Here is a 25,009-nt window from a genome sequence, read left to right as displayed (position 1 = left end):
ATAATTGGCCCGAAACAGATGTAGGAGCAGCCTTGTGCTGCGAAGCGCCGCGCGGGCGGCGCTCGATCTCACAGGCGGCACAAGATCAAAGGCAAGCACCTTTCACAGCCACTACTATCTCAAGACTGGCCCCTGGCAGCCCCACCTCACTCTCAAACCGCCCTACCCTGCTTCCTGCCGATCCTGGAAAGCCCCCGCCCAACAGCAGGAATCCGCAGCACCATCAGCAAAGTACCGATAACCGCATACACAGCCCACTCCCGCAGATCCGAGCGCACAATCCACAAAAAGTGCAGCAACCCCAGCTCAAGAACCAGATACACCAACCTGTGCAGCTTCTTCCACCGCGCCCCCAGCCGCCGCTGGCTATACCGATTCGAGGTAACCGCCAAGGCCAGCAAGCACAGGAACCCCAGCGCACCGACAATAATGTAGGGCCGCTTGCTCAGCTCCACCGCCAACTGCCCCCAATCCAGCCCAAGAATAAAGAAGAGGTAACAGAGGATGTGCAGCACTATATAAGCAAACACCCACAACCCCAGCTGCCGGCGCACCACGATCCACACCGACCAGCCCGTCAGCTTCTGCAGTGGGGTCATGCTCAAGGTCACCAGCAGGAAGGTAAGCGCCCCAAGCCCAAGGCGATCCATCATGATCTTCCCGGGGTCAGGCCCCAGCAGGTTCATCGCCGCCTCATATAGCCACCACCCCGGGAACAGGCATCCCACGATGAAGATCGCCAGGCGAAACCAGGGGTAACGCATCAATAGTTCTTCCGCAGATCAAGCCCTGTATACAGCGACGCCACTTCATCAGCGTAACCATTGAACATCTGCGTCTCTCGCACATTGGGGCTGAACAACCCGCTGGGCAACCGGCGTTCGCGCCCCTGGCTCCAGCGTGGGTGATCGACCGTCGGGTTCACGTTGGCATAAAAACCATATTCATCCGGCGCCAGCCCTTCCCAGGTCGTGCCCGGCTGCTCAGCCACCAGGCTGATGCGCACGATCGACTTGATGCTCTTGAAGCCATATTTCCACGGCACCACCAGGCGCAACGGCGCGCCATTCTGATTGGGCAGTTCGCGGCCATACATGCCGACCGCCAGGATCGCCAGCGGATGCATCGCCTCGTCCAGGCGCAACCCTTCTCGATAAGGCCAGTCGATCAAGGCGAACCCTGAACGCTGCCCAGGCATATGCTGTGGATCTTTCAACGTCTCGAAGCGCACATAGCGCGCCCTGGAAGTCGGCTCGACCTGCTTGAGTACCTGCGCCAGCGGGAACCCCAGCCACGGGATGACCATCGACCACGCCTCTACACAACGCAACCGATAGATCCGCTCTTCGAGCTGATAAGGTTTGACGAAGTCTTCCAGCGCATAGCGCCCGGGCTTGCCCACCTCACCATCCACCACGATCGACCACGGTTCGGTCTTCAGGCTGTCGCCATTGGCGGCCGGGTCGCCCTTGTCAGGCCCGAATTCATAGAAGTTGTTGTAATGGGTAGCATCTTTGAACGGCGTGATTGCCTCGCCCTTCACCGTCACCGCCTGCCAGCGCGTGGTAGCGAGCTTGTCAGTGAACCAGGCCGGTGCGGCACCCGCCTGCACATCGGCATAACGGGAAACTTCAGCAGCGCCCGCCCTGCCCGGCAATGCGCCCAGCGCCAGGCCGGCCAATGAGCCACCCAGCAGGGTGCGACGGGAAAGGTAGATGCCTTCGGGCGTGATCTCCGACGCCTTGCACTCGGAAGACCTGGGAAGCTTGATGAGCATGGGCGGCTCCATAGCACTGGATAACGGATGTACCAGTAAGACTATGGAGCCGGAGGGTTATTCCAGCGTTAAGCAATTTTCACGCTTTGCGCCGGCGCGCCTTCAACAGGAACTGGATCGGCCCCGACGCTGCATAGGCGAGGAAGATCAGCAGCAGGATGCGCGGCGGGTCGCTGAACACGACGGCAAACACTAGCACCACGGCAAGGATGGCCACGAATGGTACGCGCCCCTTGAGGTCCAGCTCCTTGAAGCTGTTGTACTTGATATTGCTGACCATCAGCATGCCGGCAGCTGCCACCAGCAGCGCCACCAGGAACGACAGCTTGGAGCCCTGGATACCGTAATCGCTGAACGCCCACACGGTACCCGCTACCACACCTGCGGCAGCCGGGCTGGCCAGGCCGATGAAGTAGCGCTTGTCAGCGGTACCGACCTGGGTGTTGAAGCGCGCCAGGCGCAGCGCGGCACCGGCCACATAGATGAAGGCGACCATCCAGCCGACTTTGCCCATGTCACCCAGCGCCCAGCCAAAGGCCAGCAACGCAGGGGCCACACCGAAGGCGACCATGTCCGACAGCGAGTCATACTCGGCACCGAAGGCGCTCTGGGTATTGGTCATGCGCGCAACGCGGCCGTCCAGGCCGTCGAGCACCATGGCCACGAAGATGGCGATGGCGGCGAAGGCGAAGTATTTGCTCGCCTCGCGCGGGTCACCGGCACTCAGGGCGCTCTGTGCGCTCATCGAGCTGATGATGGAATAGAAGCCGGCAAACAGGTTGGCGGTGGTGAACAGGTTGGGCAGCAGGTAGATGCCGCGGTGGCGCACCTTGCGGCCTTCGGCGTCATGCCCTTCTTCAATGTGCTCATCGATAGGTAGCAGGCTTTCGGCGTCGGAGGGCTTGTTCGGCTCTTCGGGACGTTCGCTCATAAAGGGTACCTTGCAACAGGATGGAAAATGTTCGACACGGGCCCGCGAAACAGGTTCTGACAGCAGGCCACTGGTCTGCTTTATACCAGAAGCGGACTGCCAGAACGAAAAAACGCGGCCGAAGCCGCGTTTTTCATCTTTCGATAAGACTTAGTTCTTGGTCTTGTCGACGATTTTGTTAGCCGAGATCCACGGCATCATCGAGCGCAGTTGCTCGCCGATGATTTCGATACCGTGAGCGGCGTTGTTGCGGCGCTTGGCGGTCATCGATGGGTAGTTGGTAGCACCTTCGGAAATGAACATCTTCGCGTACTCGCCGTCCTGGATGCGCTTCAGGGCGTTGCGCATGGCCTTGCGGGATTCTTCGTTGATGACTTCCGGGCCGGTAACGTACTCACCATATTCGGCGTTGTTGGAGATCGAGTAGTTCATGTTGGCGATGCCGCCTTCGTACATGAGGTCAACGATCAGCTTCAGTTCGTGCAGGCACTCGAAGTAGGCCATTTCCGGCGCGTAGCCAGCTTCGACCAAGGTTTCGAAACCGGCCTTGACCAGTTCAACGGTACCGCCGCACAGAACAGCCTGCTCACCGAACAGGTCGGTTTCGGTTTCGTCCTTGAAGGTGGTTTCGATGATGCCGGTACGGCCGCCACCAACGCCCGAAGCGTAGGACAGGGCAACGTTCTTGGCATTGCCCGAAGCATCCTGGTAGATAGCGATCAGGTCAGGAATGCCGCCGCCTTTGACGAACTCGGAGCGAACGGTGTGGCCCGGGGCCTTCGGCGCGATCATGATCACGTCGAGGTCGGCACGCGGAACAACCTGGTTGTAGTGGATCGAGAAGCCGTGGGAGAAGGCCAGGGTAGTGCCCTTCTTGATGTTCGGCTCGATCTCGTTCTTGTACAGAGCGCCCTGGAACTCGTCCGGGGTCAGGATCATGACCAGGTCAGCCGCAGCGACAGCGGTAGCAACGTCGGCAACTTTCAGGCCGTGGGCTTCAGCCTTGGCAACGGTAGCCGAACCTTTACGCAGACCGACGGTAACGTCTACACCGGAGTCCTTCAGGTTACACGCTTGAGCGTGGCCCTGGGAGCCGTAACCGATGATGGCGACTTTCTTGCCCTGGATGATGGAAAGGTCGCAGTCTTTATCGTAGAAAACTTTCATGAAATACCCCTGGTTATATCTCGGCCCCTGCGGAGCCATCGCTAATTTTTGAATTTAGATGCTGAGCACTTTGTCGCCACGGGCAATGCCGGTAACGCCGCTGCGCACGGTTTCGAGAATCGATGCAGTGCCGATCGCCTGGATGAAGCTGTCCAGTTTGTCGCTGGTGCCGCTCAGCTGCACGGTGTACACGCTGGAGGTCACGTCGACGATCTGGCCACGGAAGATATCCGTGGTGCGCTTGATCTCGGCGCGCTGGGCACCGGTGGCCTTGACCTTGACCAGCATCAGTTCACGCTCGATGTGAGCGCTTTCCGACAGGTCGACAAGTTTGACCACTTCGACCAGCTTGTTCAGGTTCTTGGTGATCTGTTCGATCACTTCGTCATGGCCAACGGTGGTCAGCGTCAGACGCGACAGGGTCGGGTCTTCGGTCGGGGCCACGGTCAGGCTTTCAATGTTGTAGTTGCGCTGGGAGAACAGGCCGACCACACGGGACAACGCACCTGGTTCGTTTTCCAGCAGCAGGGAAATGATGTGCCGCATATCAGGTACGCTCCGTCTTGCTCAGCCACATGTCACGCATCGAGCCATCCTTGATCTGCATCGGATAGACGTGCTCGCTGCGGTCAACCGCGATGTCGATGAACACCAGACGGTCCTTCATCGCAAACGCTTCTTCCAGCTTCGGCTTGAGGTCCTTCAGGCTGGTGATGCGGATACCCACATGGCCATAGGCCTCGGCCAGCTTGATGAAATCAGGCAGCGACTCGACGTACGAGTGCGAGTGACGACCGTTGTAGGCCATGTCCTGCCACTGGCGGACCATGCCCAGCACACCGTTGTTCAGGTTGACGATTTTCACCGGCAGGCCGTACTGCATGCAGGTGGACAGCTCCTGGATGTTCATCTGGATGCTGCCCTCGCCAGTCACGCAGGCAACGTCCTGATCCGGGAAGTTGAGCTTGACGCCCATCGCCGCCGGGAAGCCGAAGCCCATAGTGCCCAGACCACCGGAGTTGATCCAGCGGTTCGGCTTGTTGAAGCGGTAGTACTGCGCCGCGAACATCTGGTGCTGGCCTACGTCGGAGGTGACGAAGGCATCGCCATGGGTCACTTCGCACAGGGTTTCGATGACTTTCTGCGGTTTGATGACAGTGCCGTCGCCCTTGTCGTAAGGGAACATCTCGCCATTGCCACGCCATTCGTCGATCTGCTTCCACCAGGCATCCAGCCACGCCTTGTCAGGCTGCTCGCCGATTTCCTTGAGGATACCGAGCATTTCGCTGAGCACGCTGTCGACCGGGCCGACAATTGGCACGTCGGCCTTGATCATCTTGGAGATCGACGCCGGGTCGATGTCGATGTGGATGATCTTGGCGTTCGGGCAGAACTTGGCCGGGCCGTTGACCACGCGGTCGTCGAAGCGTGCGCCCACAGCGAGGATCACGTCGGCGTTGTGCATGGCCATGTTGGCGGTATAGCTGCCGTGCATGCCGAGCATGCCGAGGAACTGGCGGTCGGTACCCGGGAAGCCACCCAGGCCCATCAGGGTATTGGTGACCGGCAGGTTCAGCGACTTGGCGATTTCGGTCAGGGCTTCGGAGCCACCGCCGAGAATCACGCCACCACCGGAGTAGACGATCGGGCGCTTGGCAGCCAGGAGCATCTCGGCGGCCTTGCGGATCTGGCCGGAATGGCCACGGACCGCCGGGCTGTAGGAGCGCAGCTTGACCTTTTTCGGGTAAACGTATTCGAACTTTTCGGCCGGGTTGGTCATATCTTTTGGAATGTCGACCACGACCGGACCTGGGCGACCGGATTGCGCCAGGTAGAACGCTTTTTTCAGGACTTCCGGGATCTCGGTCGGGTTCTTGATCATGAAGCTGTGCTTCACGATCGGCCGCGAGATACCAATCATGTCGGTTTCCTGGAAGGCATCGGTACCCACCATGGTGCTAGGCACCTGGCCGGACAGGATGACCATCGGAATCGAATCCATATATGCGGTGGCAATGCCGGTGATGGCATTGGTCGCGCCCGGGCCGGAGGTTACCAGCACCACACCGGCCTTGCCGGTGGCGCGGGCGTAGCCGTCCGCCATATGGGTTGCCGCCTGCTCGTGACGAACCAGGATGTGTTCCACTTCCGGTTCTTTGAACAGTGCGTCGTAAACATGCAGGAGAGCACCACCAGGGTACCCGTAGATGTGCTTAACGCCTTCGTCACGCAAAAAGCGGACGACCATCTCAGCGCCAGATAAAAGCTCCACGTTGTTCACCTCTAAAACGCCAGAATACCGTCCCTAGTGGACGGGTCTTAATAGGTTTACTGCCAAGCAGAGCATGAGCGAAAACGTCAGCACTGACTGAGCAAGTATTGGGAGCACCCCTGAGTGTTGCGGGGCTTTCCCACCCAGCGCGAGGTAACGCGTTGCGGGGTGTAACAGGTCGGCGCGGGTGTGCACCTCATGATCTGCTTAGCGGGTCTGCTTCTGGCAGTCCCTCTACAGCGGAAGTTGGATTCTTGTGATTCGGCGCCAACATGTCAAGAAAAATTATTGCCAATTTTTCCCCAAGATGAATTCCTGCCACCACTAAAAATCGCTTCAGCAGCAGAATAAATAACATTTCCATAAAAAAGGGCCACAATCTGCGGCCCTTGAAGGAAAAACTGAAGAAATCAGGCGGAAGGAGCGATCAATTGGTCAAATGCTGCCAACAGGCGGCGCAGCTCACGACTTTGCTCCGGCCGGTCGGTAAACACGGTCTCGGCCATGACCAGGATGCTGGAGGCGTTGGGCAACGGCTGCCCGAGCTCGATGATGATCTTCATCCGCGGCAGGAAGATCCATTGCAGCCACTGCTCGAAACTGAGGGTATCGACCGCGAACGGCACGGTACTGGCCAGAGCCTCGTCGCTGGGTGGCTCGTCATCCCACCACCCTTGCACCACCAGTTCACGCTCGATCAGCAGCAGGTGGTCGGCAATGTCCAGAATACGTCGCTCGATCATCACGAATTGACCCGCGCCTTCTGCCGGGCCAGTGCCGCGCCAGCGCTGTCACCTTGCTTTTCACGGGCCTGGGCGATGGTGTTCCACAGCTCGGCCTGCAGGCTTGGGCGGCCGTTGGCGTAAGTCAGGGCGCGACGCGCCAACTGCTCGGCCTGCGCTGCATCACCTTGCGACAGGCGCACCTGAGCCAGGCGATACAGCACCTGCGGCTCGCGCGGGGCAATGCGCTGTGCACGCTCCAGGCTCGAAGCAGCGCCGTTGAAGTCACCACTGCCCTGCTGAGTCTGCGCGGTGGTCAGCAGTGCCAGCACCGGGCCGTCCAGTTGCTCGTCGGCCGACAGACCACCGGCAGCGGTGCTGCTGCGCGGAATGCCGGTTGGCGCGCTGGTGCTTGCCGGGGTGCTGTTCATTGCCGCGATGTCGAACGGCTCGTCGGCGATCGGGTTGGGGTTGGTGGTCATCGGCGCCGAACTGACCGGGCCAGGGGTAATCGGGCCCGGCGTGATTGGCGAGGTGCTGATCGGCGCCGCGCCATTGGCAGCCGGGAACGTCTGGATGCCAGAAGCGCCAGCGCCCTGCGGGATCATCACGGTCACGCCGGAGTCTTCGGGCAACGTCTGCGCTTGCGCGGTGCCCGTGTTATAGCCACCCGCCGAGCGGTTGGCCGTCACGCGCTCGCTGTTGGACACGCGAGTGCTCGAATCGACCACCGGAATATTACCGCGCGGGACGCTAGAGCACCCTTGGAGCACAGCCAACGCCGTCACGGCAGGAAACAGCCACTTGTTCACGTCACACCTCATCAATGCAGCCTGCGCTTAATTCATCCAGCCTTTGACCCAGTCCATGACTGATTCTGCAGGATTCTGCTCGCCGCCACAGGTCGCGCCGGCGGGCGGTTCACTCCCGCGAATATACGGCATCTGCACCGCTCCCGGACAGCTGCCATCAGACCCATGGCCAGTGTACGGGTCGATCCAGGCCTGCACCACGTTGTCCGGCTGCGGCATGTCCAGCGGTAGCGGGTCGGCCTTCTTCATGAAGCTGGTCCACACCTGCAGGGCACCGGTGGCACCAGTAAAGGGGGTTTTGCCGTTATCGTCACGGCCCATCCACACCACGGCCAGCAGGTCCTGGCTGAAGCCGGAGAACCAGCTGTCGCGCGAGTCGTTACTGGTACCGGTCTTGCCCGCCAGGGTCAGCGAGCGCGGCAAGGTGTTGTACACCGAGCGCCCGGTACCTTCGCGCATGACCCGCTGCATGGCGTTCTGCACCAGGTAGATGGCCCCCGGGTCGAAGGTTTGCTGGATCTGGAACGGGTAGCGCTTGAGCGGCTCGCCCTCGGCAGTCAGCACACTGCGGATACCACGCATCGGGGTGTTGAAACCGCCGTTGGCGATGGTCTGGTACATGGTCGCAACCTGCATCGGTGACATGCCGCCGGCACCCAGCAACATGGCCGGGAAGGCTGGCCAGTCGACATTTACCCCCAGCCGGCCAATGGTCTTGATCACATTGGGCACGCCCACTTCCAGGCCGAGCTTGGCGGTCGACAGGTTGTACGAGTTGGCAAGCCCCTGGTACAGGTAGATGGTGCCATGCGGTCGACGGTCATAGTTTTGTGGGCGCCAGACCTGACCATCGGCACCCTTGACCGAAAATGGCTCGTCCTGCACCCAGCTGGTCAGGGTGTACTTGCTCGGCTGCTCCAGCGCAGTCAGGTACACCGACGGCTTGACCAGCGAGCCGATCGGCCGCACAGCATCGATGGCCCGGTTGAAACCGGCGAAGCCTGCCTGGCGGCTACCGATCAGCGCCTGTACCTCACCGGTTTCCGGGTTGGTCACGACCATGGCCGATTCCACCTCGTCAGCACCTTTGCGCCCCGACAGGCGCTTGAAGGTCTCGCTCATCGAGGTTTCGGCCTTCATCTGCAGGATCGGGTCGAAGCTGGTGAAAATACGCAGGCCTTCTTCGGTCAAGTCTTCGTCGCGGTAGTCCTGGCGCAGCTGACGCTTGACCAGGTCGAGGAAGGCCGGGAACGAGCTGTCGGCCAGGCTGCCGCGCTTGGTCACGCCCAACGGCATCTTCTTCGCAGCATCGACTTCCGCCTGGCTGGCGACGCCCTGTTCGGCCACCAGGTCGAGCACAAGGTTGCGGCGGGCCAGAGCGCGGTCAGGGTATCGCCGCGGGTTGTAGTAGGACGGTCCCTTGACCATGCCCACCAGCAAGGCGATCTGATGCAGCTTCAGCTCCGAAAGCGGCTGGCTGAAGAAGAACTGGCTGGCCAGGCCGAAGCCGTGAACGGCACGCTGGCCATCCTGACCGACAAACACCTCGTTGAGGTAGGCCTCGAGAATCTCGCGCTTGTCGTAGTGCAACTCAAGCAGCATGGCCATCATCGCCTCGGTCAGCTTGCGGCTAAGGCTGCGTTCGCTGCTGAGGTAGAAGTTCTTCACCAGCTGCTGGGTCAGGGTACTGCCGCCCTGGCGCATCGAGCCGGACGAGGTGTTGACCCACATGGCCCGGGCGATGGACTTGGGCGACACGCCATAGTGGCTGTAGAAGTCGCGGTCTTCAGTCGCCACCAGGGTTTCGAGCAGGTATTTGGGCACCTGGTCGATCTTGATCAGGATGCGGTCTTCGAGGTTCTTCGGGTAGATGCCACCGATCATCAGCGGCTCCAGCCGCACCACGTCGAGCGCCTTGCCGTTGGCGGCAGAAAGGCCCGCCACGTAATCGCCGGAGAAGCGCACGCGCACGAACTGCGCCGGCTCCATGCCCTCGTAGAACTGGAAGCCACGGGTATTGAGGTCGACGGTGTTGCCGTTGACGGCCGCTGCACCCGGGCCATTGGCCGCGCTTTCACGCCGGTAGCCGAGCGCGTCGAGTTCGGTAAGGAAGTCGTTCTTGCTCAGTTTCTGACCAGTAAAGAGCTCCAGCGGCCGGGCATACACCTTGGCCGGGATGGTCCAGCGCTTGCCGGAGAACTTCTCCTGCACAACAGCGTCAAGGTAAACCGCGAAGCCGGCAACGATCACCAGGCCTACCAGGCTGAGCTTCAAAGCCCAGCCCAGCCAGGCGCGAGAGCGGCCGGTCGGGCGTTTCTGAGGGGTACGGGGATTTCGGGTTCGGGTCATGGCGGCGGATTATACGCACTTTATAAAGGCTGGGCAGACGGCCCAGCGGTAGGCAGGGACGGCACCATTGACCATAATGGCGCATTCGAATTCCCTGCCCCCGGAAGGATTTCCCGTGAGCCAAGCCCTTATCACTGCGCTGCAGAACCCTGCCCTGTACCCTCACCCCGTGGATGGGTTCCAGCTCATCGAGACACATATCTCCTGGGTGCTACTCACCGGCGAGTACGCCTACAAGATCAAGAAACCGATGAACTTCGGCTTTCTCGACTTCACCGAACTGGGCCAGCGCCAGCATTTCTGTAATGAAGAGTTGCGCCTGAACCAACGCCTGACCGACGGCCTGTACCTGGAGGTATTGCCGGTTACCGGCAGCGTCGAAGCGCCGCAGATCGGTGGCGACGGCGAAGCCATCGAATACGCGCTGAAGATGCGCCAGTTCCCCCAGGGGCAGATGCTCAGCACCCTGCAGGCCAATGGCGAGCTGAATGCCGCGCACATCGACCAGATGGCCCGGCAAATCGCCGAGTTCCACCTGCAGACCCCCAAGGTATCGGCCGAGCAGCCCTACGGCTCGCCTGAAAGCGTCATGGCGCCGGTCGAGCAGAACTTCGAGCAGATCCGCCCATTCCTCAGCGACAAGGCCGATCTGCTGCAACTGGACAACCTGCAGGCTTGGGCCCGCAGCAGTTTCGAGCGGCTGCAAGGCCTGTTCGCCTCGCGCAAGGCCAATGGCTTCACCCGCGAGTGCCATGGTGACATCCACTTGGGCAACGCTACCCTGATCAACGGCCAGGTGGTGATCTTCGACTGCATCGAGTTCAACGAGCCGTTCCGCATGACCGATGTGTGGGCCGACACCGGCTTCCTGGCCATGGACCTGGAAGATCGCGGCCTCAAGTGCCTGGCACGACGCTTCATCAGCCAGTATCTGGAGCTGACCGGCGATTATGAAGGCCTGGAAGTGCTCAACTTCTACAAAGCCTATCGCGCCCTGGTACGGGCCAAAGTCGCGCTCTTCAGCATGCCGGCCAATGCCGACGGCGTGCAGCGGGCCACCACCCTGCGCACCTATCGCAACTACGCCAACCTGGCCGAAAGCTACAGCGCCATCCCTTCGCGGCTGCTGGCCGTTACCCATGGCGTCTCGGCAGTGGGCAAGAGCCACGTGGCAATGCGTCTGGTCGAGGCCTTGGGCGCCATTCGTGTGCGCTCCGATGTCGAGCGCAAGCGCCTGTTCGGCGAACAGCCGCAAGAAAACGCCGGTCAGCTCACCTCCGGCATTTATGACCAGGATGCCAGTGCTGCCACATACCAACGTCTGCACGAAGTTGCAGCAACCGTTTTGCGCGCCGGCTTCCCGGTGGTGCTGGATGCCACCTACCTCAAGCATGAACAGCGGCAAGCTGCGGCAGACGTTGCCAGCCAGACCGGTGTACCGTTCCTGATCCTCGACTGCCACGCACCCGAGGCAGTCATCGCCAGCTGGCTGAAGCAGCGTCTAGCCGAAAACGCCGACCCTTCGGATGCCACCCTGGACGTGGTCATGGCCCAGCAGGCCAGCCGTGAAGCCCTGGATGCGCAGGAGCTGGTCCAGAGCACCCGGGTCGATACCCAGGATGCTGGCAGCATGGACCAGGTGATCGAGCAGATTCGCCAGCGTTTGCCTGGCCTGTAAGTTCGCCGCTTTCCTGTACCGGCCCCTTCGCGGGTAAACCCGCTCCCACAGGTACTACGCCAACCTTGAGGGTTGTAGAGCACCTTGTGGGAGCGGGTTCACCCGCGAAGAGGCCGGCACAGGTCCCGACAGCTCATCGCCCCGATGGCAAAAGGCCGCGCATTTCTTAACCCCCGCTACACTCCTCTCTGACCTGCTCGCGATTTATCCTCCAATCCACGTTCAGCCATCGCAAGGAGGCTCGATGAACGATGAATTGCAGCACCTGAAGAACCTTGGCAAGACCTCTGCGCAGTGGCTGCATGCCGCCGGCATCCACAGTGCATCGGACCTGCGTCGCCTGGGTGCGGTGGGTGCATACCAGGCCGTAAAGACACGAGGGTTCCGCGCTTCCAAGGTGCTGTTGTACGCCATCGAAGGCGCCCTGCTGGACATGCACTGGAACGATCTGCCACTTGAACGCAAAGAAGCGCTCAATCAACAACTGGACGCGAAAAACCCTACGCAAAAAAATCCAAAATAATCGTGGGAAGGGGATTGACTACGAAATGAGAATCGTTATGATTATCACAACTGGTCGCGAGACTGGTTGGATAACCTAAGAGCCCCTGGTTCGGACTCTCAGATTATCTCCTCATCAGGCTAATCACGGTTATTGACCCGGCTCTTTGCCGGGTCTTTTTTTGCCTGTGGTTTTTGTGCCGCCTGGCTTGGCTTTACCACCGTGCACACTACTGGCGAAACTGCGCGCAGTAATCCTGCTCCGGCGTCGCCGCCGTGTACCACACGTAATCAGCCTCGCCTGGCTCAACCTGCTCGCCCACCTCGGCCAGCAGCAATACCTTGCTCTCCCCCGACGCCCCCAGATCAGCCAGGTGCAAGGGTATGCCCAAGTCCTTGCGCACGTGATATGCCCCGGCAAACAGCAGCGCCGGCTGCGGCGCCGACAGTAAACGCTCGGCCATGCGCCGGTCGCGCTGCTGCTGCACGGCCAGCATCGCTGGCAACTGGTTTTCCGGCAGCATACCGCAATGCCCGGCGCGTACCTGCTCCAGCAAGGCAGCCTTCACCGCTGGCGCATTGGACCTTTCGCCGGTCAGCGAGGCGGGTTGTCGATAGGCTTGGCGCATCTCGCCAGGCGACAGGTTGGCCGCCAGCAGTGGCACTCTCTGCTGCAAGGCCTCACGCACTATCGGCCCGTACAGTGGCCAGTCCCAACCCTCCTGCCAGGCCAGCGCCTTGGGCAAGTCTGCCGGCAGGGGCTGCCCCTGAACCTTGTCGACCAGCGCTTGCTGCTCGGGCTGCAGCATTTCCAGCAAGAGGCTGCCTTGCACGCGCTGCCCCTGCAACGCGCGCAGCAGCCAAAGTTGCAGCGCGTGGTGGTCCGGGTTGTCGTGTTTTTCGCCCACCAGCACCCGAGGGGTGCCCGCCAAGCGCTGCACCAGTTGCTCTGGGCTGATCGCCTGGCCGCTGGCAAGGTTGATAATGTGCCCCAACTCGGCATGCGTAAGCCCCTCACTGCTCTGCCAAGCGGGCAACGGCGGCAGGCTGGCCTGGCAGCCACCCAGTGCCAACATCAGGCAAAGCGAGAAACCGGACAGCAGCGGATGACGCATCGGCAATGCCTCCTAGCGGGTGATGATCAGTGGATGCCCACGCTCCGGGTGCGCCTGCACTAGCACATCGATTCCGTAAACCGCCCTCAACGCCGCTGGCGTCAGCACCTCTTCAGGCGAGGCCAAGGCATGACTGCGCCCCTGTTCCAGCAACAGGATACGGTCACAGTAGCGCGCTGCCAGGTTCAGGTCATGCAGGATCACCAGCACCGCGGCGCCGCGGTCGGCAAAGCGGCGCACGGACTCCAGGGTAGTGTGCTGGTGCAGTGGGTCGAGCATCGAGGTCGGCTCGTCGAGCAGCAGCGTGGTCCCCTCCTCGCCTGGCCACAGCTGCGCCAGCACGCGGGCCAGGTGCACCCGCTGGCGTTCGCCACCGGACAACGCCAGGTAACTGCGCTCCACCAAGTGCCAGGCATCCGCCGCCTGCAACGCCGCTTCGACAATTTCCGCATCGCGCCGCTGCCCGGTGCCATGGGGCATGCGCCCCATGCCCACCACTTCCTCGACCCGGAACGAGAAACCCAGGCTGGACACCTGTGGCAATACGGCCAGGCGCCTGGCCCGCTCCTGCCCAGGCCAATCGGTGAGGGGCCGGCCCTGCAGCGTCACCCGCCCCCGGTCGGGCGCCAGCTCGCCACACAGCACACCCAGCAGGCTGCTCTTGCCGGCACCGTTGGGGCCTAGCACGCCCACCACCTGTCCCGGGCTCAGTTGCAGATTGATATCGTGCAGCACCTCATTGCTTCCCCGCCGCAGGTGCAGGCCTTCGACTTGCAACATCAGCTGCGCCCTCGTATCAGCAGGACCAGAAAGAACGGCGCACCGATGAAAGCCGTGACAATACCAATCGGCAACTCGGCAGGTGCCAGCAGTAGCCGCGCCGCCAGGTCGGCGAACAGCATCAGCACGCCCCCCGCCAGCAACGAGGCCGGGAGCACCACACGGTGATCAGGCCCGGCCAGCAAGCGCACCAGGTGCGGCACCACCAGGCCGATGAAACCGATCAGCCCTGCTGCAGCCACTGCCGCACCTACGCCCAACGCCGTGCAGAACACCAGCTCGCGCTTGAGCCGCTCAACGTCAACGCCCAGGTGGCGCGCCTCCGACTCACCCAGTAACAGGGCATTCAGCGCCTTGGCCCGGCGTGGCAGCCATACCGCTACCCCCGCCGCCACCAGCAGCAACGGCCACAGCCGTTCGTAGCTGGCACCGTTCAGGCTGCCAAGGTTCCAGAACGTCAGCGTGCGCAGGGTGGCGTCGTCGGCCAGGTAAGAGAACAGCCCAACGGCCGCGCCGCCCAGCGCAGTCATGGCCACGCCCGCCAGCAGCATGGTTGCGACGTTGGTCTGGCCATCGCGCCGGCCCAGACGGTAGACCAACGCGGTTACGCCAAGCCCCCCGACAAAAGCGCAGAACGACAGCAGATACGGCGCGAAAGCCTCCGGCATGCCGCCAAACCAGGCACCACCGACTATGGCGACCGCGGCCCCCATCGCCGCCCCAGCGGCAACCCCCACAAGCCCTGGATCGGCCAGCGGGTTGCGGAACAGCCCCTGCATGGCCACGCCGGACAGAGCCAGCACCGCACCCACCGCCAGCCCCAGCAAAGTCCGCGGCAGACGGATCTGGCCCAGGATCATCTCGGCCTGCTGCAGGCCGTCAGCCGCAATCGGCAGCCCCAGCAGGCGCAGGCCGGCGCGCAGGGTGTCGAACAACGGCAGGCTGACCGGCCCCAGGGCCAGCGACAGCCAGACCGCCAACAGGCACAGCAGGCTCAGACATATGAACAACGTACGTGGCTGGACCCGCTGTTTCATTGCGCGAAGCTGGCCTGGGCTGCCGGGTAGAAGGTGGCTGCCAACGACTGCAAGGTCGATGGCAGGCGTGGGCCAAGCCCGCCCACCAGCAGCGTCGGGTCCAGTGACACCAGGCGTTTCTCACGCACAGCCCGCGAGGCAGACAGCGCGGGGTTTTCCTTCAACAGCGCCTGCAAGGCCTGCTCATCGGCCAGCGCCCGGTCGGAAAACACGATCACGTCCGGGTCCAACGCCGCCAAGGCTTCGTTGGAGAAGTTCTTGTAGCCCTGATGTTCTGCCAGGTTGTGCCCACCTGCCTGGCCCAGCAGCCAGTCACCCGCAGTGCCCTGCCCGGCGATCAGGGGCTTGGCCCCGGCGTGGCCGACCAGCAGTAGCACCCCAGGTGCCTTTTGCCCGGCCTGAGCCTGCTTGACCTTGGCCTGCACAGCCTCGATTTGCTGGTGGTAACCCGCCGCCAACGCCAAAGCTTGCTGCTCTGCGCCAAGCAACTGCCCCAGATGCTTGAGGTTTGCATCCACCGCCGCCAGTTCGGCCTTGCTGGAGAACAACTCCACCTGCACACCGGCCTTGCGGATTTGCGCCAGGACCGGCGGCGGGCCCATTTCCTCGGTGCCCACCAGTACATCCGGGCGCAGGCTGAGAATGCCTTCAGCCGACAACTGCCGCTGGTAGCCCACGCTGGGCAGTGATTTCAGCGATGCCGGATGCTGGCTGGTGGCGTCCACACCGACAAGCCGTGCTTCACCGCCCAGTGCCGTTATCCACTCGCTCAGGGCGCCACCCGCGCTGACCCAGCGTTGCGGCAACTCGGCCGCCAGGGCCTGGGTGGAGAGCACAAGGCTTGCGCACAGGGCGAGCAAGGCGACTGGACGGCGCATCATCGGGTTCCTTCTGAGGGCGAGCCGCGCGCCTTGTGGCGGACGGCAGAACTGCGCACCATAGGTAGCCAGGCGCAGCGAATGCGGGAAATTTGATAATTATTCGCATTGACGCGTCAAGTCATCATCTGTTTCATGAGTCGTCCTCGCCATGCACTTGCTCTGTACCTCCCACGCCCTGGCCGAAGGCCAAAGCCGCGCCTTCAGCGTAGACGGCCTCGAACTGTTCGGCGTACGCCGCCAGGGCCAGGTGTACCTCTACCGCAACCTTTGCCCACACCGCGGCATCCCGCTGAACTGGGCGCAAGATGCCTTTCTTGATGACAGCGCCAGCCTCATCCACTGCGCCCACCATGGCGCGCTATTTTTGATTGAAAGCGGCGAGTGCGTAGCCGGGCCCTGCGAAGGTGAGCAATTGCTGGCCCTGGGCTGTCACGAGGACAGCCAGGGCATCTGGCTTATGGCGTAACCAGCACCGGCAGGCGGCGATCAACAACAATGCCTTCGGCGTCCAGACGGGTGCCGTAGGCCAGCACCTCCACGCCGTCCGCCACCGCCGCACGCAGGGCCTGGGCATAGGCTGCGTCGATTTCCTCAGCTGGGCGTATGGCGTCGATGCCCGTCAGGTTCACGCAATACAACTGCACCGCCCGTACACCCTGGCGGGCCAATTTCGCCAGCTCGCGCAGGTGCTTGGCACCGCGCTGTGTCACCGCATCGGGGAAGGCTGCAACTGTGCTGTCGGGGTAGCCCAAGGTCACGCTCTTGACCTCGACGTACGCGGGGGCACCGTCGAACTCCAGGCGAAAGTCGATGCGGCTGCTTTCCTCACCGTACGCCACTTCGCGCTTGAGCGCGGTGAACCCGGCAAGTTCCGTGATGACGCCGGCCCGCAGTGCCTCTTCGACCAGCGCGTTGGCACGCCCGGTATTCACGCAGGCCAGCCGCCCCTGCGGGGTTTCGCTGATTTCCCAAGTGCCCGGCAGTTTGCGCGTGGGGTCGTTGGAGCGGCTGAACCACACCTGCCCGCCTTCACGCATGCAGTTGAGCATCGAGCCGGTGTTCGGGCAGTGAATGGTCAGCTGTTCGCCGCTGGCCAGTTCGATGTCCGCCAGAAAGCGCTTGTAACGGCGCAGCAGGCGGCCCTGTTCGAGTGGGGGATAGAACTGCATCAGCCTTGCCAGCTCTGCAGGCCACGGGCAATGCGCTGCACCGCCTCTTCCAGGCGCGGCAGGCTCTGGGTGTAGGCAAAGCGCACATGGTGCCCGGCCAGGTGGCGGCCGAAGTCCAGGCCCGGCGTAAAGGCCACGTGCTCGGTTTCCAGGAAATGCCGGCAGAAGGCAAACGCATCACCGCCAAAGGCGCTGATGTCGGCATACAGGTAAAACGCCCCCTGCGGCTCGACGGCAATGCGGAAGCCCAATTCGCGCAGGGCGGGCAACAGATAGTCGCGACGGCGGGCGAACTCGGCCCGGCGTTCTTCGAAAATGGCCAGGCTCTCGGGCTGGAAGCAGGCCAGCGCGGCATGCTGGGCCATGCTCGGTGCACTGATGTAAAGGTTCTGCGCCAGCTTCTCCAGGTCGCCCACCGCGCCGGGTGGGGCTACCAGCCAGCCAAGGCGCCAACCGGTCATGCCGTAATACTTGGAAAAACTATTCAGGACGAACGCCGAGTCGTCGACTTCCAGCACGCTTGGCGCGTCCATGCCATAAGTGAGGCCATGGTAGATCTCGTCCACCACCAGGTGGCCGTGTCGCTCATGGGTGGCCTCGGCAAGGCTGGCCAACTCTTCGCGCCCCAGCACGGTACCGGTCGGGTTAGCCGGCGACGCGACCAGTGCACCGACGGTGTCCTTGTCCCAGTAACGCCCGACCAGGTCGGCGGTCAGCTGGTAATTCACCTCCGGGCCCACTGGCACCAGCTGCGCCCCGCCCTCGACCAGCCGCAGGAAGTGGCGATTGCACGGGTAACCCGGGTCGGCCAGCAACCAGTGCTTGCCCGGGTCGACCAGCAGGCTACTGGCCAGCAGCAGCGCGCCAGAACCACCTGGGGTAATGAGGATGCGCTGCGGGTCGATATTCAAGCCATAACGCTGACCATAGAAGCCGGCGATCGCTTCGCGCAGTGCCGGCAGGCCGCGTGCGGCGGTGTAGCGGGTGTGCCCGGCGGCCAGTGCCGCCTGGCCGGCAGCCACGATCGGCGCAGCCGTAGTGAAGTCCGGCTCGCCGATTTCCAGGTGGATCACGTCGTGCCCGGCCGCCTGCAGCTCGTTGGCCCGGGCCAGCAGCGCCATGACGTGGAAGGGTTCGATGGCGCGGCTGCGCGCACTGTAGGGGTGGGCCATGACCTTCTCTCAATTGCGTCTAAACTGGAGATTCTACCTCTGCACGCCAACGAACGTACGGCTCGCGCCGATGTCAATAAGCAGGATCGGGCGGGGTAGCGCACCCCCGATCTATCTGGTAAGTTCGGCGGCTCGCAGTCGCAGGGCCGGCGGTCGCCGGGGATGGAGCATCCTGCGCATTGGATCAGATGAGTGAGAGGCGGTCTATTCATGTCCACCGTAGAAAAGCAAAAAACCGGTCAAACCATGTACGGTGTCGAGCCCTATAAAGAGACCAAGGGCGAAGAGTACATGGGTGAGCCCATGAAGAAGCACTTCACCAAGCTTCTCAATGCCTGGAAAGGCGAGCTCATGCAGAGTGTGGATCGCACCGTAGACCACATGAAGGATGAAGCTGCGAACTTCCCGGACCCGGCCGACCGTGCCAGCCAGGAAGAAGAATTTGCTCTTGAGCTGCGCAACCGTGATCGCGAGCGCAAGCTGATCAAGAAAATCGACAAGACCCTGCAGAAGATCCAGGACGAAGATTACGGTTGGTGCGAATCGTGCGGCATCGAAATCGGCCTGCGCCGCCTGGAAGCACGTCCGACCGCCGACCTGTGCTTCGACTGCAAGGAAATCGCCGAGAAAAAGGAAAAAACGGTCGGCAAAGGCTGATCTTTCTTCCACCTGAACGGGGCGCTTGATGCGCCCCGTTTCATTTATATGCCCAGCCTGACCATGACCGACTCCAGTTACATCGGGCGCTTCGCCCCGACCCCCAGCGGCTTCCTGCACTTCGGCTCGCTGGTCGCCGCCCTCGCCTCCTGGCTCGATGCCCGTGCCGTCAACGGCCGCTGGCTGCTGCGCATGGAAGACACCGACCCACCTCGGGAAATGCCCGGGGCCCGTGATGCGATCCTGCAGACCCTGGAGCGTTACGGGCTGGAATGGGATGGCGAGGTGGTGTTCCAGAGCCAGCGGCACGATGCCTATGCCGCAGTAGTCGACCGCCTGTTCAACATGGGCCTGGCCTATGCCTGTACCTGCTCGCGCAAACAGCTGGAGGGTTACAACGGCATCTACCCAGGCCTTTGCCGTAACGCTGGCCATGCCCGGGAAGGTGCGGCGATCCGCTTGCGCGTGCCAGAGCTGATCTACCGCTTTACCGACCGGGTCCAGGGCGAGTACCAGCAGCACCTGGGGCGTGAGGTGGGCGACTTCGTCATCCAGCGCCGCGACGGGCTGTATGCGTATCAGCTGGCGGTGGTGCTGGACGATGCCTGGCAACGTGTGACCGACATCGTGCGTGGCGCCGACCTGCTGGACAACACCCCCCGCCAGCTGTACCTGCAGGAATTGCTGGGCTTCTCACAGCCGCGCTACCTGCATATTCCGCTGATCGTGCAGCCAGATGGGCACAAGCTGGGCAAATCGTACCGTTCGCCGCCCTTGCAGGCGGAGCATGCCACACCGCTGCTGTTACGGGCATTGCGGGCGCTGGGGCAAGAGACAGACCCCGATTTACTACTGGCTACGCCGGCTGAAGTGTTGGCGATAGCCCGCAAGCAGTGGCGGACGGAGGCAATCGCGCAGCGGACCACGGTGCCAGAGGCTGATTTGCGCTGAGGCAGGCCCGGCCCTTTCGCGGGTAAACCCGCTCCCACAGTTCCTCACAGGTTTCGAAGGCGGTGCCGTTCTGTGGGAGCGGGTTTACCCGCGAAAGGGCCAGCACAGGCAAACCAACCCTCAAAAACAAAAGCCCAATAATTTCAAAACCTTGGCTAACGCAATGGATTCCCGCTAGCATCCCCCCAGCCATTTGCGCCAATAATAAGTCCAAGCCCGCAGCGCCCAACCATCGAGGCCAGCATGTACATCTATCGTTTGGTCCTGCTTCTGGTCGTGGGGATCTACCTGTTCTCCCCGGCCATCATGGACTGGTGGATCGAACCGACCGGAGCCTGGTACCGCCCCTACCTGCTCTGGCTGATCCTGATCGTCGTCACCTTCATCCTGCAGAGCCAACGAGATGCCGATGAGCTTTAGCCTGACCCAGATGATCCTGATCAGCGCCGGGTACCTCATGGTGCTGTTTGGCGTGGCCTGGATCAGTGAGCGGGGGTTGATCCCGCGTTCGATCATTCGCCACCCGCTCACCTACACCCTGTCGCTGGGCGTGTACGCCAGTGCCTGGGCCTTCTATGGCTCGGTGGGCCTGGCCTACCAATATGGCTACGGCTTCCTTGCCTGTTACCTGGGGGTGTCCGGCGCGTTCCTGCTGGCACCGGTGCTGCTCTACCCGATCCTCAAGATCACCCGCACCTACCAGCTGTCATCGCTGGCCGACCTGCTGGCGTTCCGCTTCCGCAGCACCTGGGCCGGGGCACTCACCACCATCATCATGCTGATCGGCGTGCTGCCGTTGCTGGCGTTGCAGATCCAGGCGGTGGCCGACTCGATCAGCATCCTCACCGGTGAGCCGGTCAAGGCCAGGGTGGCCTTCGCCTTCTGTACGCTGATCATCCTGTTCACCATCTTCTTCGGCTCGCGGCACATCGCCACGCGCGAAAAACACGAAGGCCTGGTGTTTGCCATCGCCTTCGAGTCGGTGATCAAGTTGCTGGCCCTGGGCGGTATCGGGCTTTACGCCCTGTACGGCGTATTCGGCGGCCCGCACGAGCTGGAAGTGTGGCTACTGCAGAACCAGACCGCCCTGGCCGCGCTGCACACCCCGCTGCAGGAAGGCCCATGGCGCACCCTGCTGCTGGTGTTCTTCGCCTCGGCCATCGTCATGCCGCACATGTACCACATGGCCTTCACCGAAAACCTCAACCCGCGCTCGCTGGTCAGTGCCAGCTGGGGCCTGCCGCTGTTCCTGCTGCTGATGAGCCTGGCCGTGCCGCTGGTGCTGTGGGCTGGCCTGCGCCTGGGCGCCACTACCAACCCCGAGTACTTCACCCTGGGCCTGGGGATTGCCGCCAACAACGAAGCATTGGCACTGCTGGCCTACGTCGGCGGTTTGTCGGCCGCCAGCGGCCTGATCATCGTCACCACCCTGGCGCTGTCGGGCATGGCCCTCAACCACCTGGTGCTGCCGCTGTACCAGCCCCCGGCCGAAGGCAATATCTACCGTTGGCTGAAGTGGACCCGCCGCGCGCTGATCGTCGCCATCATCACCGCCGGTTTCATGTTCTACCTGACCCAGAACAACCACCAGAGCCTGGCCAACCTGGGCATCGTCGCCTTCGTCGCCACCCTGCAGTTCCTGCCGGGCGTGCTGTCGGTGCTGTACTGGCCCACCGCCAACCGCCGCGGCTTCATCGCCGGGCTGCTGGCCGGCACCCTGGTGTGGATGGTGACCATGCTGCTGCCGCTGCTGGGCAATCTGCAGGGCTTCTACATCCCGCTGCTGGACATGATCTATGTGCTGGACGATACCAGCTGGCACATGGCGGCCATTGCCTCGCTGGCGGCCAACGTTTTGCTGTTCACCCTGATCTCGCTGTTCACCAACGCCAGCACAGAAGAAGTCAGCGCGGCCGAAGCCTGCGCCGTGGACAACGTACGCCGCCCGCAGCGCCGCGAGCTGCACGCCGCCTCGCCACAGGAGTTCGCCACCCAACTGGCCAAGCCGCTGGGCGCCAAGGCCGCACAAAAGGAAGTGGAACAGGCCCTGCGTGACCTCTACCTGCCGTTCGACGAGCGTCGCCCCTACGCCTTGCGCCGCCTGCGCGACCGCATCGAGGCCAACCTGTCAGGCCTGATGGGGCCGAGCGTGGCGCAGGACATGGTCGAAACATTCCTGCCGTACAAGTCCGGTAACGAAAACTACGTGACCGAAGACATCCACTTCATCGAAAGCCGCCTGGAAGACTATCACTCGCGCCTGACCGGCCTGGCCGCCGAGCTCGATGCCCTGCGCCGTTACCACCGCCAGACCCTGCAGGAGCTGCCCATGGGCGTCTGCTCGCTGGCCAAGGACCAGGAAATCCTGATGTGGAACAAGGCCATGGAAGAGCTGACCGGTATCGCCGCCAAGCACGTGGTCGGCTCGCGCCTGCTCACCATCGACGAACCGTGGCGGGGCCTACTGCAAGGTTTCATCAACCTGCCCGACGAGCACCTGCACAAGCAGCGCCTGGCACTGGACGGGCAGCCGCGCTGGCTGAACCTGCACAAGGCCGCCATCGACGAGCCGTTGGCCCCCGGTAACAGCGGCCTTGTGCTGCTGGTGGAAGACCTTACCGAAACACAGGCCCTGGAAGACAAGCTGGTGCACTCCGAGCGCCTGGCCAGCATCGGCCGCCTGGCCGCCGGCGTGGCCCACGAAATCGGCAACCCGATTACCGGCATCGCCTGCCTGGCGCAGAACCTGCGCGAGGAACGCGAAGGCGATGGCGAAATCATCGAGCTGTCCAGCCAGATCCTCGACCAGACCAAGCGCGTGTCGCGCATCGTCCAGTCGTTGATGAGCTTCGCCCATGCCGGCGGCAGCCACCAGAACAGCGAAGAACCGGTGTGCCTGGCCGAAGTCGCGCAGGACGCCATCGGTCTGCTGGCCTTGAACCGGCGCAATTTCGAAGTACAGTTCTTCAACCTCTGCAACCCGGATCACTGGGCCGAAGGGGACCCGCAGCGCCTGGCCCAGGTGCTGATCAACCTGCTCTCCAACGCCCGCGACGCATCAAAGCCCGGCAGCGCCGTACGCGTGCGCAGCGAGGTCAGCGAACATACCGTCGACCTGATCGTCGAGGATGAGGGCAGCGGGATACCGAAGAACATCATGGACCGCCTGTTTGAACCCTTCTTCACCACCAAGGACCCGGGCGAGGGAACCGGACTAGGGCTCGCTCTGGTCTATTCCATCGTGGAAGAGCATTATGGGCAAATCACCATCGACAGCCCGGCCGATATCGAACGGCAACGTGGCACCCGGATCCGCGTGACCCTGCCCCGGCATGTCGTAGCGACGTCCCCTGAAATTCGAGACCGTCGAGAGAATTGAATCAATGCCGCACATTCTGATCGTCGAAGACGAAACCATCATCCGCTCGGCCTTGCGTCGCCTGCTCGAGCGGAACCAGTACCAGGTCAGCGAAGCCGGCTCGGTGCAGGAAGCCCAGGAACGCTTCAGCATTGCCACCTTCGACCTGATCGTCAGCGACCTGCGCCTGCCAGGCGCACCCGGCACCGAGCTGATCAAGCTCGGTCAGGGCACCCCGGTGCTGATCATGACCAGCTACGCCAGCCTGCGCTCGGCGGTGGACTCGATGAAAATGGGCGCGGTGGACTACATCGCCAAGCCCTTCGACCACGACGAGATGCTGCAGGCCGTGGCGCGTATCCTGCGCGACCGGCAGAACGCCCCGGCTGCCGCACCGGCTGCCGAGCCACGCGCCACCAATGGCAAGGCCGCACTGGCCGACAAAGGCAGCGCGGCTGCGGCCAATGGCGAAATCGGCATCATCGGCTCGTGCCCGCCGATGCAGGACATGTACAGCAAGATCCGCAAGGTGGCGCCTACCGACTCCAACGTACTGATCCAGGGCGAGTCGGGTACCGGTAAAGAGCTGGTGGCCCGCGCCCTGCACAACCTGTCGCGCCGGGCCAAGGCACCGATGATCTCGGTGAACTGCGCCGCCATCCCCGAGACACTGATCGAGTCCGAACTGTTCGGTCACGAAAAAGGCGCCTTCACTGGCGCCAGCGCCGGGCGTGCGGGCCTGGTAGAAGCCGCCGACGGCGGCACACTGTTCCTCGACGAAATCGGCGAATTGCCGCTGGAAGCCCAGGCCCGCCTGCTGCGCGTGCTGCAGGAAGGCGAGATTCGCCGGGTGGGTTCGGTGCAATCGCAAAAGGTCGATGTGCGCCTGATCGCCGCGACCCACCGCGACCTGAAGAACCTGGCCAAGGCCGGCCAGTTCCGCGAAGACCTTTACTACCGCCTGCACGTGATCGCCCTGAAACTGCCTGCCCTGCGCGAGCGCGGCAGCGACGTCAACGAGATCGCCAGCGCCTTCCTCGCCCGCCAGAGTGCGCGCATCGGCCGCGACGACCTGCATTTCTCGGCCGAAGCCGAGCAGGCCATTCGTCATTACAGCTGGCCGGGTAACGTACGTGAGCTGGAAAACGCCGTGGAGCGCGCGGTGATCCTCAGCGAGAGCGCAGAAATTTCTGCCGAGCTGCTGGGCATCGACATCGAGCTGAGCGACCTGGAGGAGGACGAGATCCTCAACAACGCGCTGGTAGTGGCCAGTGCTGCCAATGCCAGCCACGAGCCGACCGAAGACCTTTCGCTGGAAGACTACTTCCAGCACTTCGTGCTCGAGCACCAGGACCACATGACCGAAACAGAACTGGCACGCAAGCTAGGCGTCAGCCGCAAGTGCCTGTGGGAACGGCGTCAACGCCTGGGCATTCCACGGCGCAAGAGCAACGCTACCAGCGAGTAACTCAACCTGCCCAGTGTTCGCCGCAGCAAGTGCGGCGCCTGGGAGATCGAGCACCGCGCGGGCGGCGCTCGATCTCCCAGGCGCTAAACGGGGTGTGGCGAACACATCTGGCCCGGAAACACCCCAGGTAACACATCAGTTCCCACAAAAATCTGTTACCCAACCTTTCCGCCGTAACAGTTCCCGAGGTGTACGGTAACGAAATCGCCCCG

The 25,009-nt window shown here is 62.7% G+C and carries 23 protein-coding genes; 8 read left to right on the top strand and 15 right to left on the bottom strand.

The features are described from left to right. Positions 1 to 152: 152 nt before the first annotated feature. From msrQ to mrcB, 9 genes are all read right to left on the bottom strand, one after another. Positions 153 to 764: a protein-methionine-sulfoxide reductase heme-binding subunit MsrQ gene (gene msrQ, locus SB756_RS23615; protein WP_410912070.1), complete on the bottom strand. Its 612-nt coding sequence runs from the start codon at positions 762 to 764 to the stop codon at positions 153 to 155. Further along, the gene (gene msrP, locus SB756_RS23610) at positions 764 to 1,777 is read right to left on the bottom strand and encodes a protein-methionine-sulfoxide reductase catalytic subunit MsrP (protein ID WP_410912068.1); all 1,014 of its coding nucleotides are present in this window, start codon (positions 1,775 to 1,777) and stop codon (positions 764 to 766) included. Before msrP ends, msrQ begins: the two co-directional genes overlap by 1 nt. A gap of 79 nt (positions 1,778 to 1,856) precedes the next feature. Further along, the gene (pssA, locus tag SB756_RS23605; protein WP_016501605.1) at positions 1,857 to 2,708 is read right to left on the bottom strand and encodes a CDP-diacylglycerol--serine O-phosphatidyltransferase; all 852 of its coding nucleotides are present in this window, start codon (positions 2,706 to 2,708) and stop codon (positions 1,857 to 1,859) included. 150 nt (positions 2,709 to 2,858) lie between these two features. Then, positions 2,859 to 3,875: a ketol-acid reductoisomerase gene (gene ilvC / locus SB756_RS23600; protein WP_410912065.1), complete on the bottom strand. Its 1,017-nt coding sequence runs from the start codon at positions 3,873 to 3,875 to the stop codon at positions 2,859 to 2,861. A 54-nt stretch (positions 3,876 to 3,929) separates the two neighbouring features. After that, complete coding sequence (gene ilvN, locus SB756_RS23595; protein ID WP_225790222.1) at positions 3,930 to 4,421, bottom strand: acetolactate synthase small subunit; 492 nt, start codon at positions 4,419 to 4,421, stop codon at positions 3,930 to 3,932. A gap of 1 nt (position 4,422) precedes the next feature. Next, a complete protein-coding gene (locus SB756_RS23590) occupies positions 4,423 to 6,147 on the bottom strand; it encodes an acetolactate synthase 3 large subunit (protein WP_341796805.1) in 1,725 nt (574 codons plus the stop codon). A gap of 410 nt (positions 6,148 to 6,557) precedes the next feature. Continuing rightward, entirely contained in the window at positions 6,558 to 6,890 is a 333-nt protein-coding gene (locus tag SB756_RS23585) for a YqcC family protein (RefSeq protein WP_341796806.1), read from the bottom strand. Further along, positions 6,890 to 7,693: a tetratricopeptide repeat protein gene (locus tag SB756_RS23580; RefSeq protein WP_341796807.1), complete on the bottom strand. Its 804-nt coding sequence runs from the start codon at positions 7,691 to 7,693 to the stop codon at positions 6,890 to 6,892. Before SB756_RS23580 ends, SB756_RS23585 begins: the two co-directional genes overlap by 1 nt. Before the next feature lie 15 nt (positions 7,694 to 7,708). Continuing rightward, entirely contained in the window at positions 7,709 to 10,030 is a 2,322-nt protein-coding gene (gene mrcB / locus SB756_RS23575) for a penicillin-binding protein 1B (protein WP_016501609.1), read from the bottom strand. Between the two features lie 115 nt (positions 10,031 to 10,145). Between mrcB and SB756_RS23570 the strand changes: the two genes are divergently transcribed. After that, positions 10,146 to 11,708 carry an AAA family ATPase gene (locus SB756_RS23570; protein ID WP_410912062.1) on the top strand — a complete coding sequence of 521 codons (1,563 nt, stop codon included), beginning with the start codon at positions 10,146 to 10,148 and terminating at the stop codon, positions 11,706 to 11,708. A gap of 244 nt (positions 11,709 to 11,952) precedes the next feature. Further along, positions 11,953 to 12,231, top strand: coding sequence for a TfoX/Sxy family protein (locus SB756_RS23565; protein ID WP_016489141.1), 279 nt, complete (start codon positions 11,953 to 11,955; stop codon positions 12,229 to 12,231). A gap of 208 nt (positions 12,232 to 12,439) precedes the next feature. Here SB756_RS23565 and SB756_RS23560 read toward each other — a convergent pair whose 3' ends face one another. From SB756_RS23560 to SB756_RS23545, 4 genes are read right to left on the bottom strand one after another with little or no spacing between them, the layout of a single operon-like run. Continuing rightward, entirely contained in the window at positions 12,440 to 13,324 is an 885-nt protein-coding gene (locus SB756_RS23560; protein ID WP_410912060.1) for a ChaN family lipoprotein, read from the bottom strand. A 12-nt stretch (positions 13,325 to 13,336) separates the two neighbouring features. Beyond that, positions 13,337 to 14,104 carry a heme ABC transporter ATP-binding protein gene (locus SB756_RS23555; RefSeq protein WP_410912059.1) on the bottom strand — a complete coding sequence of 256 codons (768 nt, stop codon included), beginning with the start codon at positions 14,102 to 14,104 and terminating at the stop codon, positions 13,337 to 13,339. Beyond that, positions 14,104 to 15,087: a FecCD family ABC transporter permease gene (locus tag SB756_RS23550; protein ID WP_162471788.1), complete on the bottom strand. Its 984-nt coding sequence runs from the start codon at positions 15,085 to 15,087 to the stop codon at positions 14,104 to 14,106. The genes SB756_RS23555 and SB756_RS23550 overlap by 1 nt, the downstream gene beginning before the upstream one ends. 50 nt (positions 15,088 to 15,137) lie before the next feature. Next, the gene (locus tag SB756_RS23545) at positions 15,138 to 16,022 is read right to left on the bottom strand and encodes a hemin ABC transporter substrate-binding protein (RefSeq protein WP_410912057.1); all 885 of its coding nucleotides are present in this window, start codon (positions 16,020 to 16,022) and stop codon (positions 15,138 to 15,140) included. Positions 16,023 to 16,170: 148 nt separating this feature from the next. On the opposite strand from SB756_RS23545, the gene SB756_RS23540 reads away from it, so the two are divergent. Further along, positions 16,171 to 16,488 carry a Rieske (2Fe-2S) protein gene (locus SB756_RS23540; protein ID WP_410912055.1) on the top strand — a complete coding sequence of 106 codons (318 nt, stop codon included), beginning with the start codon at positions 16,171 to 16,173 and terminating at the stop codon, positions 16,486 to 16,488. On the opposite strand, the gene sfsA is transcribed toward SB756_RS23540, so the two are convergent. Next, a complete protein-coding gene (gene sfsA / locus SB756_RS23535) occupies positions 16,478 to 17,191 on the bottom strand; it encodes a DNA/RNA nuclease SfsA (RefSeq protein ID WP_410912053.1) in 714 nt (237 codons plus the stop codon). The two genes, SB756_RS23540 and sfsA, sit on opposite strands and share 11 nt — an antisense overlap. Next, positions 17,191 to 18,363, bottom strand: coding sequence for a pyridoxal phosphate-dependent aminotransferase (locus tag SB756_RS23530; protein WP_410912051.1), 1,173 nt, complete (start codon positions 18,361 to 18,363; stop codon positions 17,191 to 17,193). Before SB756_RS23530 ends, sfsA begins: the two co-directional genes overlap by 1 nt. A gap of 210 nt (positions 18,364 to 18,573) precedes the next feature. On the opposite strand from SB756_RS23530, the gene dksA reads away from it, so the two are divergent. The 5 genes from dksA (at position 18,574) to SB756_RS23505 (ending at position 24,797) form a co-directional block, all read left to right on the top strand. Further along, entirely contained in the window at positions 18,574 to 19,020 is a 447-nt protein-coding gene (gene dksA / locus SB756_RS23525) for an RNA polymerase-binding protein DksA (RefSeq protein ID WP_016501618.1), read from the top strand. 63 nt (positions 19,021 to 19,083) lie between these two features. Next, the gene (gluQRS, locus tag SB756_RS23520) at positions 19,084 to 19,971 is read left to right on the top strand and encodes a tRNA glutamyl-Q(34) synthetase GluQRS (protein WP_410912073.1); all 888 of its coding nucleotides are present in this window, start codon (positions 19,084 to 19,086) and stop codon (positions 19,969 to 19,971) included. A gap of 243 nt (positions 19,972 to 20,214) precedes the next feature. Further along, complete coding sequence (locus tag SB756_RS23515) at positions 20,215 to 20,391, top strand: hypothetical protein (RefSeq protein WP_003250005.1); 177 nt, start codon at positions 20,215 to 20,217, stop codon at positions 20,389 to 20,391. Beyond that, positions 20,375 to 23,350: a sensor histidine kinase gene (locus SB756_RS23510; protein ID WP_169725163.1), complete on the top strand. Its 2,976-nt coding sequence runs from the start codon at positions 20,375 to 20,377 to the stop codon at positions 23,348 to 23,350. Before SB756_RS23515 ends, SB756_RS23510 begins: the two co-directional genes overlap by 17 nt. Before the next feature lie 4 nt (positions 23,351 to 23,354). After that, complete coding sequence (locus SB756_RS23505; RefSeq protein WP_341796815.1) at positions 23,355 to 24,797, top strand: sigma-54-dependent transcriptional regulator; 1,443 nt, start codon at positions 23,355 to 23,357, stop codon at positions 24,795 to 24,797. The last annotated feature ends 212 nt before the right edge of the window (positions 24,798 to 25,009 follow it).

Source organism: Pseudomonas sp. SIMBA_068 (assembly GCF_046534705.1).
GTDB classification, from domain to species: Bacteria; Pseudomonadota; Gammaproteobacteria; order Pseudomonadales; family Pseudomonadaceae; genus Aquipseudomonas; species Aquipseudomonas putida.
The sequence above is the reverse complement of the archived record's forward strand: the minus strand, read 5'-3'. Positions and strand labels throughout refer to the sequence as shown.

Coding starts and splice junctions, on each gene's coding strand:
- msrQ (WP_410912070.1), bottom strand. CDS start 764: ATGCGTTACCCCTGGTTTCGCCTGGCGATCTTCATCGTGGGATGCCTG.
- msrP (WP_410912068.1), bottom strand. CDS start 1,777: ATGCTCATCAAGCTTCCCAGGTCTTCCGAGTGCAAGGCGTCGGAGATC.
- pssA (WP_016501605.1), bottom strand. CDS start 2,708: ATGAGCGAACGTCCCGAAGAGCCGAACAAGCCCTCCGACGCCGAAAGC.
- ilvC (WP_410912065.1), bottom strand. CDS start 3,875: ATGAAAGTTTTCTACGATAAAGACTGCGACCTTTCCATCATCCAGGGC.
- ilvN (WP_225790222.1), bottom strand. CDS start 4,421: ATGCGGCACATCATTTCCCTGCTGCTGGAAAACGAACCAGGTGCGTTG.
- SB756_RS23585 (WP_341796806.1), bottom strand. CDS start 6,890: ATGATCGAGCGACGTATTCTGGACATTGCCGACCACCTGCTGCTGATC.
- SB756_RS23580 (WP_341796807.1), bottom strand. CDS start 7,693: ATGAGGTGTGACGTGAACAAGTGGCTGTTTCCTGCCGTGACGGCGTTG.
- mrcB (WP_016501609.1), bottom strand. CDS start 10,030: ATGACCCGAACCCGAAATCCCCGTACCCCTCAGAAACGCCCGACCGGC.
- SB756_RS23565 (WP_016489141.1), top strand. CDS start 11,953: ATGAACGATGAATTGCAGCACCTGAAGAACCTTGGCAAGACCTCTGCG.
- SB756_RS23560 (WP_410912060.1), bottom strand. CDS start 13,324: ATGCGTCATCCGCTGCTGTCCGGTTTCTCGCTTTGCCTGATGTTGGCA.
- SB756_RS23555 (WP_410912059.1), bottom strand. CDS start 14,104: ATGTTGCAAGTCGAAGGCCTGCACCTGCGGCGGGGAAGCAATGAGGTG.
- SB756_RS23545 (WP_410912057.1), bottom strand. CDS start 16,022: ATGATGCGCCGTCCAGTCGCCTTGCTCGCCCTGTGCGCAAGCCTTGTG.
- SB756_RS23540 (WP_410912055.1), top strand. CDS start 16,171: ATGCACTTGCTCTGTACCTCCCACGCCCTGGCCGAAGGCCAAAGCCGC.
- sfsA (WP_410912053.1), bottom strand. CDS start 17,191: ATGCAGTTCTATCCCCCACTCGAACAGGGCCGCCTGCTGCGCCGTTAC.
- SB756_RS23530 (WP_410912051.1), bottom strand. CDS start 18,363: ATGGCCCACCCCTACAGTGCGCGCAGCCGCGCCATCGAACCCTTCCAC.
- dksA (WP_016501618.1), top strand. CDS start 18,574: ATGTCCACCGTAGAAAAGCAAAAAACCGGTCAAACCATGTACGGTGTC.
- gluQRS (WP_410912073.1), top strand. CDS start 19,084: ATGACCGACTCCAGTTACATCGGGCGCTTCGCCCCGACCCCCAGCGGC.
- SB756_RS23515 (WP_003250005.1), top strand. CDS start 20,215: ATGTACATCTATCGTTTGGTCCTGCTTCTGGTCGTGGGGATCTACCTG.
- SB756_RS23510 (WP_169725163.1), top strand. CDS start 20,375: ATGCCGATGAGCTTTAGCCTGACCCAGATGATCCTGATCAGCGCCGGG.
- SB756_RS23505 (WP_341796815.1), top strand. CDS start 23,355: ATGCCGCACATTCTGATCGTCGAAGACGAAACCATCATCCGCTCGGCC.